The organism is Microbacterium sp., from assembly GCF_048259935.1.
In the GTDB taxonomy this organism is placed as follows: domain Bacteria; phylum Actinomycetota; class Actinomycetes; order Actinomycetales; family Microbacteriaceae; genus Microbacterium.
This window is the reverse complement of the sequence record NZ_JBLXHF010000002.1, coordinates 144,577-156,194: the sequence shown is the minus strand read 5'-3', so window position 1 is coordinate 156,194 and position 11,618 is coordinate 144,577. Positions and strand designations below refer to the sequence as shown.

At 66.3% G+C, this 11,618-nt stretch carries 10 protein-coding genes; 9 read left to right on the top strand and 1 reads right to left on the bottom strand.

Annotated features, from left to right (window positions below; translation table 11 throughout):
* The first annotated feature begins 46 nt into the window (after positions 1-46).
* The 7 genes from ACN0RC_RS03635 to ACN0RC_RS03605 are packed head-to-tail and all read left to right on the top strand — an operon-like array spanning position 47 to position 9,010.
* The gene (locus tag ACN0RC_RS03635; RefSeq protein ID WP_417508911.1) at positions 47-3,769 is read left to right on the top strand and encodes a nitrate reductase subunit alpha; all 3,723 of its coding nucleotides are present in this window, start codon (positions 47-49) and stop codon (positions 3,767-3,769) included.
* Positions 3,766-5,436: a nitrate reductase subunit beta gene (gene narH, locus ACN0RC_RS03630; RefSeq protein WP_417508909.1), complete on the top strand. Its 1,671-nt coding sequence runs from the start codon at positions 3,766-3,768 to the stop codon at positions 5,434-5,436. Before ACN0RC_RS03635 ends, narH begins: the two co-directional genes overlap by 4 nt.
* A complete protein-coding gene (gene narJ, locus ACN0RC_RS03625) occupies positions 5,433-6,125 on the top strand; it encodes a nitrate reductase molybdenum cofactor assembly chaperone (protein WP_417508907.1) in 693 nt (230 codons plus the stop codon). The genes narH and narJ overlap by 4 nt, the downstream gene beginning before the upstream one ends.
* Complete coding sequence (gene narI / locus ACN0RC_RS03620; RefSeq protein ID WP_417508905.1) at positions 6,122-6,880, top strand: respiratory nitrate reductase subunit gamma; 759 nt, start codon at positions 6,122-6,124, stop codon at positions 6,878-6,880. Before narJ ends, narI begins: the two co-directional genes overlap by 4 nt.
* Positions 6,877-8,109, top strand: coding sequence for a gephyrin-like molybdotransferase Glp (gene glp, locus ACN0RC_RS03615; RefSeq protein WP_417508903.1), 1,233 nt, complete (start codon positions 6,877-6,879; stop codon positions 8,107-8,109). Before narI ends, glp begins: the two co-directional genes overlap by 4 nt.
* Positions 8,106-8,732, top strand: coding sequence for a molybdenum cofactor guanylyltransferase (gene mobA / locus ACN0RC_RS03610; protein WP_417508901.1), 627 nt, complete (start codon positions 8,106-8,108; stop codon positions 8,730-8,732). The genes glp and mobA overlap by 4 nt, the downstream gene beginning before the upstream one ends.
* A complete protein-coding gene (locus tag ACN0RC_RS03605) occupies positions 8,729-9,010 on the top strand; it encodes a DUF6457 domain-containing protein (protein ID WP_417508899.1) in 282 nt (93 codons plus the stop codon). The genes mobA and ACN0RC_RS03605 overlap by 4 nt, the downstream gene beginning before the upstream one ends.
* Here ACN0RC_RS03605 and ACN0RC_RS03600 read toward each other — a convergent pair.
* Positions 9,007-9,438, bottom strand: a complete 432-nt coding sequence (locus tag ACN0RC_RS03600; RefSeq protein WP_417508897.1) for a molybdenum cofactor biosynthesis protein MoaE — start codon at positions 9,436-9,438, stop codon at positions 9,007-9,009. The genes ACN0RC_RS03605 and ACN0RC_RS03600 overlap by 4 nt on opposite strands.
* Before the next feature lie 100 nt (positions 9,439-9,538).
* Between ACN0RC_RS03600 and ACN0RC_RS03595 the strand changes: the two genes are divergently transcribed.
* Together ACN0RC_RS03595 and ACN0RC_RS03590 are read left to right on the top strand one after the other, a co-directional pair.
* Positions 9,539-10,162 carry a helix-turn-helix transcriptional regulator gene (locus ACN0RC_RS03595; RefSeq protein ID WP_417508895.1) on the top strand — a complete coding sequence of 208 codons (624 nt, stop codon included), beginning with the start codon at positions 9,539-9,541 and terminating at the stop codon, positions 10,160-10,162.
* A gap of 27 nt (positions 10,163-10,189) precedes the next feature.
* Entirely contained in the window at positions 10,190-11,605 is a 1,416-nt protein-coding gene (locus ACN0RC_RS03590; protein WP_417509620.1) for a cytochrome ubiquinol oxidase subunit I, read from the top strand.
* Positions 11,606-11,618: the final 13 nt, after the last annotated feature.

Genomic DNA, 11,618 nt, shown 5'->3' with positions numbered 1-11,618 from the left:
GCAGGATGCTGAGGTAACAGGCATGTATCTCCGGAAGGGAGCAACAATGAGCCTCAGCACCCGCTCACAGAGCACACCCGCAACAGATGGGCCGCTCGCAGACGCACTGGTGAACATGGGGCGCTTCCTTCGCCCAGGTAAGACGTCCGAGGATCTGCGGGCGGTCTTCCTGCAGGGCGGGCGTGCGGGTGATTCGTTCTACCGTGACCGCTGGTCGCACGACAAGGTCGTGCGCTCCACGCACGGTGTGAACTGCACGGGTTCGTGCTCGTGGAAGGTGTACGTCAAGGACGGCATCATCACGTGGGAGTCACAGCAGACCGACTACCCCTCGGTGGGACCTGACTCCCCGGAGTACGAGCCGCGCGGCTGCCCCCGAGGCGCGGCCTTCAGCTGGTACACCTACTCGCCGACTCGGGTGCGCTACCCGTACATCCGCGACACGCTCGCGCAGCTGTACCGCTCGGCGAAGGCGCAGCATCCTGACCCCGTCGATGCCTGGGCCTCGATCGTCGAGGATCCCGAGAAGGCGACGTCGTACAAGCGCGTCCGCGGCAAGGGCGGACTCATCCGCACGACGTGGGACGAGGTCATGGAGATCGCCGCGGCAGCCCACGTCTACACGGTGAAGCAGTACGGCCCCGACCGGATCGCGGGCTTCTCGCCGATCCCGGCGATGTCGATGGTCTCGCACGGTGCCGGTTCGCGTTTCATGAACCTCATCGGCGGCACGATGCTGTCGTTCTACGACTGGTACGCCGACCTGCCCGTCGCAAGTCCCCAAGTGTTCGGCGACCAGACCGATGTGCCCGAGTCGGCGGACTGGTGGAACGCCGGATACCTGATCATGTGGGGTTCGAACGTGCCGGTCACGCGCACGCCGGACGCGCACTTCATGACCGAGGCGCGCTATCGCGGCCAGAAGGTCATCACCGTCTCGCCCGACTACACCGACAACACGAAGTTCGCCGACGAGTGGGTCGCCCCGCACCCCGGCACCGATGCTGCACTCGCGCTCGCGATGGGTCACGTCATCCTGCGCGAGCACTACGTCGAAAAGCGCACGGAGCGCTTCGAGTCGTACATGCGCCAGTACACCGACAGCCCCTTCCTCGTCGAGCTCGAGCAGCGCGGCGACGGCCTGGTTCCCGGTAAGTTCGTCACCGCATCCGACCTCGATGGTGCAGACGCCCGCCAGTCCAGGGCCGATTTCAAGCCGGTCCTCATGGACGAGCACGGCAACCCGGTCGTTCCCAACGGCTCGCTCGGCCACCGCTTCTCGCCAGAGGACGAGGGGCGCTGGAACCTCGACCTCCACGGGGTCGTCCCTCCGCTGTCGGTCGCAGACCTGCCCACGTGGAACGGCGAAGCCGCCGAAGTGCGCCTGCCGAGATTCGACCTCGACCCAGAGCCCGGCCAGGAGCACGCCGGCGGCTCTGGCAGCATCACCCGCGGCGTGCCGGTGCGCACGATCGCCGGCAAGACCGTCACCACCGTGTTCGACCTCATGCTCGCGCAGTACGGCGTGGGCCGTGACGGGCTCCCCGGCCAGTGGCCGACCGGCTATGACGACGCGTCGAGCCCCGGAACACCCGCCTGGCAGGAGGAGCACACCTCGGTGCCTGCCCCGCAGGCCGAGCGCATCGCGCGTGAGTTCGCCGACAACGCCGAACGGTCGGGCGGACGATCGATGATCCTGATGGGCGCGGGAACCAACCACTGGTTCCACTCCGACACGATCTACCGCACCTTCCTGGCGCTGACGACCATGACCGGATGCCAGGGCGTGAACGGCGGCGGATGGGCGCACTACGTGGGCCAGGAGAAGGTCCGCCCCATCACCGGGTACCAGCAGTACGCCGGAGCATCCGACTGGGTGCGCCCGCCGCGCTATACGATCGGCACCGCGTTCTTCTACCTCGCCACCGACCAGTGGCGCTACGACGGACTGCCCGCTGACCAGCTGGCATCGCCGCTGGGCAAGGGCACCTTCGAGGGGCGCACGACCGCCGACTGTCTGGTCGAATCCGTGCAGCGCGGCTGGATGCCGAGCTACCCGACGTTCGACCGTAACCCGCTCACTCTCGTCGACGAGGCCGATGCGCTCGGCAAGGACCCGGCGCAGCACGTGGTTGACAGCCTCGATGACGGCTCGCTGCGCTTCGCGGTGGAGGATCCGGATGCTCCGGAGAACTTCCCGCGCGTCATGAACATCTGGCGTGCGAACGTGCTGGGCTCATCGGGCAAGGGCAACGAGTACTTCCTCAAGCACCTGCTCGGAACGGATGCGGCGGTGCGCGCCTCCGAGGCGCCGGAGGGCTCGCGTCCGTCGACGATGACCTGGCGCGAGAAGGCGCCAGAGGGCAAGCTCGATCTGCTGATGACGGCGGACTTCCGCATGACGAGCACGACGCTCTTCAGCGACATCGTGCTGCCGGCGGCGACCTGGTACGAGAAGTACGACCTGTCGTCGACGGATATGCATCCGTTCATCCATGCCTTCAACCCGGCGATCACCCCGCCGTGGCAGACGAAGACCGACTTCGATACATTCCGTATTCTCGCGGAGAAGTTCAGCGAGATGGCGCGCACGCACCTCGGCGTCCGTCGCGATCTGGTCGCAACCCCCCTCCAGCACGACACCCCCGATGTCATGGCGACCCCGCACGGGCGCGTGCAGGATCTGCCGCGCGTGCCAGGAGTGACGATGCCGAAGCTCGCCGTCGTCGAGCGCGACTATCCGAATCTCGCCGAGAAGTGGAAATCGCTCGGACCGCTGACTGCGAAGCTCGGGATGACCACTAAGGGCATCACCTACCACCCCGAGCCCGAGATCGATCTGCTCAGTCGACTCAATGGCACGGTCGCCGCCGGTCCCTATGCGGGTTCGGTGCGGCTGGACACCGATCAGCGCGCATGCGAGATGATCCTCGCGTTCTCGGGCACGAGCAACGGCCGCCTCGCGGTACAGGGGTTCAAGGCGCTCGAGAAGCACACCGGGCAGAAGATGGCGTTCCTCGCCGAAGAGCACGAGGGTATGCACCTGTCGTTCCAAGACGTCTCGGTGCAGCCGCGCAGCGTGATCACCTCGCCGGAATGGTCGGGTTCCGAGCATGGCGGGCGTCGATACACGGCCTTCGCGATCAACGTCGAGCAGTTGAAACCCTGGCATACCCTCACGGGCCGCCAGCACTTCTATCTCGACCACGACTGGATGGATGAGCTCGGCGAGACGCTGCCGATCTACCGGCCGCCGCTGGACATGCACCGGCTGTTCGGTGACGTGGTGCCCGGCACCAACTCGGCCGCCGAGGTCAACGTGCGCTACCTGACTCCGCACTCGAAGTGGTCGATCCACTCCGAGTACCAGGACAACCTGTTCATGCTCTCGCTCTCGCGCGGCGGCCCCACGATCTGGATGAGTCCGCTGGATGCCGAGAAGATCGGCGTGCGCGACAACGACTGGATCGAGTCGTACAACCGCAACGGCGTCGTCGTCGCTCGCGCGAACGTGTCGCACCGGATGCCTGCGGGCACGGTGTACATGTACCACGCGAAGGACCGCACCGTGGATGTGCCCATCTCGGAGACCAGCGGTCTGCGCGGCGGCATCCACAACTCGCTCACCCGCATTCTGCTCAAGCCCAGCCACCTCATCGGCGGCTATGCGCAGCTCGCGTGGGCGTTCAACTATCTCGGGCCCACCGGGAACCAGCGCGACGAGGTCACCACGATTCGTCGCCGCAACCAGGAGGTGCAGTACCGATGAAGGTCATGGCTCAGATGTCGATGGTGATGAACCTCGACAAGTGCATCGGATGCCACACCTGTTCGGTCACGTGCAAGCAGGCCTGGACGAACCGCACCGGTGTCGAATACGTGTGGTTCAACAACGTCGAGACCCGACCGGGAGTCGGGTACCCGCGCGGGTACGAAGACCAGGAGAAGTGGGGCGGCGGCTGGGTGCGCAACAAGCGCGGACGGCTGAAGCTTCGCAGCGGCGGGCGCCTCGCGAAGCTCGCACGCATCTTCTCGAACCCGAAGCTGCCCGAGATCGACGACTACTACGAGCCGTGGACCTACGACTACGACATGCTCGTGAATGCTCCGAGCGGCGACCACACCCCGGTGGCCCGCCCGAAGAGCCTCATCACCGGCAAAGACATGAAGGTGTCGTGGTCGGCGAACTGGGATGACGATCTTGGCGGCTCGATCGAGACGATGCAGCAGGACCCGATCCTGCAGAAGATGAGTGAAGAGGTCAAGGCCGAGTTCGAGCAGGCCTTCATGTTCTACCTGCCGCGCATCTGCGAGCACTGCCTGAACCCCTCGTGCGTGGCATCCTGCCCGTCCGGGGCGATGTACAAGCGCGCGGAGGACGGCATCGTTCTCGTCGATCAGGATGCCTGCCGCGGATGGCGCATGTGCGTATCGGGATGCCCCTACAAGAAGGTGTACTTCAACCACAAGACCGGCAAGGCCGAGAAGTGCACGATGTGCTATCCGCGCATCGAGGTGGGACTTCCCACCGTGTGCTCCGAGACATGCGTCGGACGCCTGCGCTACCTCGGACTCGTGCTCTACGACGCGGACCGCGTCGCTGAGGCCGCCGCCGTCGAGGACGAGCACGAGCTGCTCGACGCGCAGCGCTCGGTTCTGCTCGACCCGCACGACCCCGCCGTCATCGAAGCGGCCAGGGAGGGCGGCATCCCCGAGGACTGGATCGAAGCAGCTCAGCGCAGCCCGGTCTGGCGCCTGATCCACGACTACAAGGTCGCGCTGCCCCTGCACCCGGAATACCGCACCATGCCGATGGTCTGGTACATCCCGCCGCTCTCGCCCGTCGTCGACGTCGTCAGCAATTCCGGCGCCGACGGTGAGGACGCCCGGACGCTGTTCGCGGCGATCGACAAGCTGCGCATTCCGATCAGCTACCTCGCTGAGCTGTTCACTGCCGGCGACATCGCTCCGGTGGATTCCTCGCTGCGCAAGCTCGCCGCGATGCGCTCGTACATGCGCGGGGTGAGCATCGACGATCACCGCGACGAGAGCATCGCCGAGGCGGTCGGGATGACCGGCCGCGAGATCGAAGAGATGTACCGGCTGCTCGCGATCGCGAAGTACGAGGAGCGCTATGTGATCCCCCCGGCGCACTACGAGCAGGCGCATGATCTCGAAGAGATGGCGTGCTCGCTGGACTTCGAGGGAGGCCCTGGCATGGGCGGCGCAGGGGGGCCCTTCGGCGCAGCCAGCGGTCAGTCGGTGCCGGTCGCCGTGGAGAACTTCACCATGCTCGCGGATCGCCAGACGGCTGACCAGCCCTCGACATCCGGGCGGGTGAACCTGCTGAACTGGGATGGCAACGGACGCCCGACCGGGCTCTTCCCGCCGTCGGATGTCTCTGAGCAGCGCTCGTACGACGAGGAGAGTTCATGAGCACGGTCCTGCCTCCGCGCGTCACGCCGCGCAGAAAGCTGCCGGATGCGCTGGCGCCGGTCGCTCTGGATTCTGCGCAGCGCAGCACAGTGCACATGCTGGCATCACTCCTGATCGACTACCCGGATGCTGCGTGGTACGACCGCCTGGATGTGTTCGAGGCGAACGCGGTATCTCTGCCTCGCCCCATCGCACAGCCGCTGGAGCGCTTCATCCACCGGGCGCGCGAGGCCGGAGCATCCCAGTGGCAGAAGACCTATGTCACGACCTTCGATCTCAAGCGCAAATGCTCGCTGTACCTCAGCTATTACGCGACCGGTGACACCCGTCGCCGCGGCACGGCCCTGGTGACTTTCCTCGACGCGTACCGGGCGGCGGGGTGGGAGTTTGATGCGGCAGAACTGCCGGACTACCTGCCGGCCGTTCTGGAATTCTCGGCCCGCTCGCAGTCCGACGTCGCCGACGCACTGCTGTCCGCACACCGCGAGGGCATCGAAGTGCTGCGCGCGGCGCTGGAAGACATGGACAGCCCGTGGTCGGACATCGTGCGAGCGATCACGCTGTCGTTGCCGAAGGTCGACCAGGCTACCCGCGACCGTGTGCTCGCACTCGTCAATGAGGGGCCCCCGACCGAGACCGTCGGGCTCAGCCTTCCCATGCCCACCTTCCGAACGGGGGAGCCGTCATGAGCATCGTGGAGATTCTGCTCTGGGTGGTGCTGCCGTACCTGTGTGCGGCCGTGTTCATCGTGGGCCACATCTGGCGCTACCGCTACGACAAGTTCGGCTGGACGACGAGGTCGTCGCAGACGTATGAGAACCGCCTGCTGCGCTGGGGCTCACCGATGTTCCACCTCGGCATCCTCATGGTCATCGCCGGCCACGTCGTGGGGCTGCTGATTCCGCGGGAGTGGCTGTACTTCATCGGTATCAACGAGGAGATCTACCACATCGGCGCGACGGTGCTCGGCACCTTCGCCGCAGTGCTGACGCTCGCCGGGCTTGCGATCCTCATCTTCCGTCGTCGTACCGTGCCCGCGGTGTTCCTGGCGACCACGGTGATGGACAAGGTCATGTTCGTCTTCCTCGGCGCCACGCTGCTCTTCGGCACCGCGGCCACCGTGGTCTACCAGGTGTTCGGGCCCGGGTTCCACTACCGCGAGACGATCTCACCGTGGATCCGGGAGATGATGATCTTCCGCCCGCGTCCTGAACTCATGCTCGAGGTGCCGCTGCTGTTCCAGCTGCACATCATCACCGCATGCGTGCTGTTTGCGCTGTGGCCGTTCACTCGTCTCGTGCACGTGTTCTCGGCGCCGGTCGGGTATCTCTTCCGGCCCTACATCGTCTACCGCTCGCGCGACGATCACCGCGGTTCGCGCGAGCCGAAGCGCGGGTGGGACCCCGTGGAGGCGCCGGACCCCGCGCGCCTGCGGCGACCGTGACTCTCCGAACGGTCGAGGAGCACCTGGCGAAGATCCTGGCGGTGACCCGGCGGCTGTCGCCGGTCACGGTGCCGATCGGCGACGCGCGCGGACTCACGCTCGGGGCGGATGCTCGGGCGCGCAGTGCCGTGCCGGTGTTCGACAACTCGGCGATGGACGGGTTCGCCGTGCGGTACGCCGATGTCGCCAAGGCGAGCGAGACGACCCCGGTCTCGTTGCGCGTGGTCGCTGACATTCCCGCAGGCAGCGGAATCGATCCGCAGCTGTCGCCGGGAGAGGCCGCGCGCATCATGACCGGGTCGCCGGTGCCGAGCACGGCCGACGCGATCGTGCCCTTCGAGGACACGGTGGGCGGGCTCGCCGATTCTCTTTCCGAGACAGTCGTCACACGCGCACCGAAGGCGCTCGGTGCGCACATCCGCAGAGCGGCCGAAGACGTTGCCGAGGGCGACGTCGTCCTGCCTGCCGGCACACTTCTGGAGGCATGGCAGCTGGCGGCGCTGGCCTCCACCGGGATCTCAGAGGTGGCGGTCGCACCTCGCCCCCGGGTCGTGATCGTCTCGACGGGCTCGGAGCTCGTCGTGGGTTCTGGTGCGCTCTCGCGCGGGCAGATCCCCGAGTCGAACGGCATCCTCCTCGCGGGCCTGGTCGAAGAGGCGGGCGCCGAGGTCGTGCTGCGACGGGTGGTCGACGACTCGGGTGATGGCCCGGCGCAGGTCGTCGCCGAGGCCGCGCGCTGGGAGGCGGATGCCGTCATCTTCACCGGTGGCGTCAGCGCCGGTGCTTATGAGGTCGTGCGGCAGAGCCTCGCCGGCGCGATGGAGTTCAGCAAGGTGGCGATGCAGCCCGGCAAGCCGCAGGGGTTCGGGGTGACAACCGACGGGATGCTGCTGTTCGGGCTCCCCGGTAACCCGGTGAGTGCCGCGGTCTCGTTCGAGGTGTTCGTACGGCCCGCGCTGCTGAAGATGCAGGGGCGAGGGAGCATCCATCGGCAGGTGCTGCACCTTCCCGCTGCAGCAGATTGGCGCACACCGCCAGATCGACGTCAGTACCTGCCGGTCGTGATCGATCGGAGTGACCCGATGCACCCGGGCGTGCGCCCGGCGACCAGCGGCGGATCCGGCTCGCATCTCAGCGCAGGACTCGGGGTCGCTGAGGCCTACGCGGTCGTGCCAGCCGACGTCACGCAGGTCGTTCGCGGAGACCTCATCGAGGTCATGCTGCGGTGACCGCCTCACGCGTCTCGGGAATCGGGGCGATCCTGCTCGTCGGCGGTAGGTCGCACCGCTTAGGCGGCGGCATCAAACCACTTCTCGAGGTTGGCGGGAGCACGCTGTTCGCACGATCGATGGACGCGCTGACCGATGCGGGGTGCGCGCCCATCACGGTTGTGGGACCTGTGCTGGATGCCGCGATGCCGGTGCGATGGGTGCGCGAGGATCCGCCGTTCGCAGGCCCGGTCGCGGGCATCGCCGCAGCGCTCGCCGGGGACGGTGCTCTCCCAGATGACGCCTCTCCCGAACCGGAATGGATGCTGCTGCTCGCCGGCGATCTGCCCCGGGTGGGGCTGCTCGTCTCGCGGCTGGTTGCGGCAGCCGCGTCAGCATCCGGGGCCGATGCGCATGTGTTCACCGCCGACGGGCATCCGCAGTGGCTGGCCGGCATCTACCGCACTGCCGCCTTGCGCGCCGCGCTCGCCGCCTTCACGGCGGAATATGCCGGAGCCTCATGCCGTGCACTGCTCGGCGACCTGGCGATCTCGTGGCTCGGCGACGAAGATGGAATCACCGCCGACATCGATACGCCGGCAGACCTCGCGCGCATCCGCGCCGAACTGGAGGAGAAACCGTGAGCGATTCATCTCGCACCCTGCCACCCGAAGCTCTCGACGAGTGGGCGCAGGCGCTGCGTGAGCGCTTCGGCCTCGGCGAGGAAGACCTGCCGATCGCACTGATCCTCGACCTCGCGCGCGACGTCGCGAACGGAGTGGCAAGACCGGCAGCTCCCTTCAGCGCATTCGCTGCCGGACTCGTCGCCGGGCGGGCCGGTGGCTCACCGGATCAGGTCCGCGCGGCAGTCGGAGAGGTCGTCGAGATGGCCCTCGCCTGGAGCGAGCGGCGGCAGGACTAACCGCCGAGGCCCTTCCACTCGGTGGTGCCGTCGGCCTCGACCTGACGCTTCCAGACCGGCAGCTCGCGCTTGATCGCTTCGATCACCTCACGGCAGACCGTGAACGCCTGATCCCGGTGCGGAGACGCCACGGCGATGACGACGGCTGCCTCACCCACCTCGAGCCTGCCGACGCGGTGGCTGACCGCGACGACGGCCTCGGTTCCCTCGGCTGCGGCCTCGGCGATCCGGCGCAGTGCGGACTCGGCATCCGGATGGGAGGAGTATTCGAGCGCGACCACGGCGTCGGCGGCATCCGGATCGTGGTCGCGCACGCGACCCACGAACGTCGTGACGGCACCCGCCTTCGTGCTGTCGACCGCGGCGACGTGCTCGTCAAGTGAGAGAGCGCTTTCGGAGATGCGGGCCAGACGCACGACGGGGGACATGTGACCAGGCTATCGTCGGCATCCGACATCTCTATCGCGAAAGCTGATTATTCACGGCCGAACAATCCTGGTCTGATCAGGAACTCGCCATACTTGAGATATGGCTTCAGCTCGCCCCGCATGCGGCCCCATCTCGACGTTCTCACGAGTGCAGATCCTGCATCTCGTCCAGTCGCGATCCCCCCGGTCGATCAGCGAACTGTGCGAAGCGACCGGGCTGCACCAGAACACGATCCGCGAGCACCTGCAGCGTCTGATCGAGGGCGGCTACATCATCCCGTCGATCGAGCACCGCGCCACTCGCGGGCGCCCGCGCACCCTCTACAGTGCTGTCACGGGAACGCCCGAAGCCTCCAGCGCGGTTGCCCGAGACAAGGTCAACGCGGCTGCCCGCCGAGGCGACCTGATGCGGCGGGCAATGCCCGCGACGGCATCCGACCTCGGCCCTCGGGCCACGTATCAGCTCGACGCGCTGATCGAACATCTTGAAGAGAGCGGCTTCGAGCCCGTCATCGACGACGCCCAGCTCACTGTAGACCTCACACCGTGCCCGCACGCCGCGGCACGGCCAGAGGATCGCCCGGTGCTGTGCCGGGTGCATCTTGGACTCATGCAGGGAGTGCTGACCGAGGCAGGAGGCCCGCTGGCCGCCGACTCCGTGCGCGAAAGTGCGCTGCCTGCAGAGTGCACAGTGCAACTTCGGCTCACCGACATCGCGGCCTGACGTCGCTCGAGAAAGGGAGACCACTTGATGGAGTGGCTCGATCCGCTGGCGCTCGCCAGATGGCAGTTCGGTCTCACGACCGTGTATCACTACCTTTTCGTTCCCCTCACGATCGGAATGGCGCTGTCGGCAGCGCTGTTCCAGACCGCGTGGGTGCGCACCGGGAAGATCCACTACCTGCACCTGACCCGGTTCTTCGGCAAGATCTTCCTCATCAACTTCGCCATGGGCGTCGTGACCGGAATCGTGCAGGAGTTCCAGTTCGGAATGAACTGGTCGGACTACTCGCGCTTCGTCGGTGACGTCTTCGGTGCACCGCTTGCGTTCGAGGGGCTGCTCGCGTTCTTCTTCGAGGCGACCTTCATCGGCGTCTGGATCTTCGGCTGGGACAAGCTGCCCAAGAAGCTGCACCTGATGAGCATCTGGTGCGTCTCCATCGGCAGCATTCTTTCGGCCTACTTCATCATCGCGGCCAACGCTTTCATGCAGAACCCGGTCGGCTACGAGTACAACCCGGTCACCAACCGTGCAGAGCTCGTCGACTTCTGGGCGCTACTGACGAACCCTGTCGCGCTCGCCGCGTTCCCGCACACGATCTTCGGTGCGTTCATGTTCGCCGCCGGTGTGATCATCTCGGTTTCGGCCTGGCACCTCTACCGCGGACAGCACATCGACACGATGCGCGTCTCGCTGAAGTTCGGTCTGTGGGGCATGCTCATCTCGACCGCCGGCGTCGTGCTCTCCGGTGACCAGTTGGGACTCGCGATGTACATCGCACAGCCGATGAAGATGGCCGCGGCCGAGGCGACATTCGATACCGCCTGCGGGGCGGATGCCTCGTTCAGCCTGTTCACGCTCGGAACCCCGGACGGTTCGTCCGAACTGTTCTCGATTCGTGTACCGTATCTGCTCTCATTCCTGTCAACGCACACGTTCGACGCCTGCGTGCACGGTATCAACGACCTGAACGCCGAATATGCGATGACATATGCCGATCTCGGCATCGACAACTTCGCCCCCGTCCTGTGGATCACCTACTGGTCCTTCCGCTGGATGATCGGCCTCGGCATGCTGCACGCCTTCATTGCCCTGGTCGGTCTGTGGGTCACCCGCAAGGGCGCGAAGAAGCCGGTTGCGAAGTGGATGTGGAAGATCGCGATCTGGTCGTACCCGCTCGCGCTACTGGCCAACATCGTCGGATGGGTCTTTACCGAAATGGGGCGACAACCCTGGATCGTGTTCGGCCTCATGTCGACCCAGGACGGTGTCTCGCCTGGCACCAGCGGACTCGAAGTGCTCATATCGCTGATCGCGTTCACGGCGATCTACGCGGCACTCGCCGTCGTCGAAATCCGACTCATCGTGAAGGCCGCGCAGAAGGGGCCCGACACCGACGAGAAACCTGCAGACGAGACGGCCCAGCTGCCGTCGGTCGTCTACTGAGAGAGGCGGACAT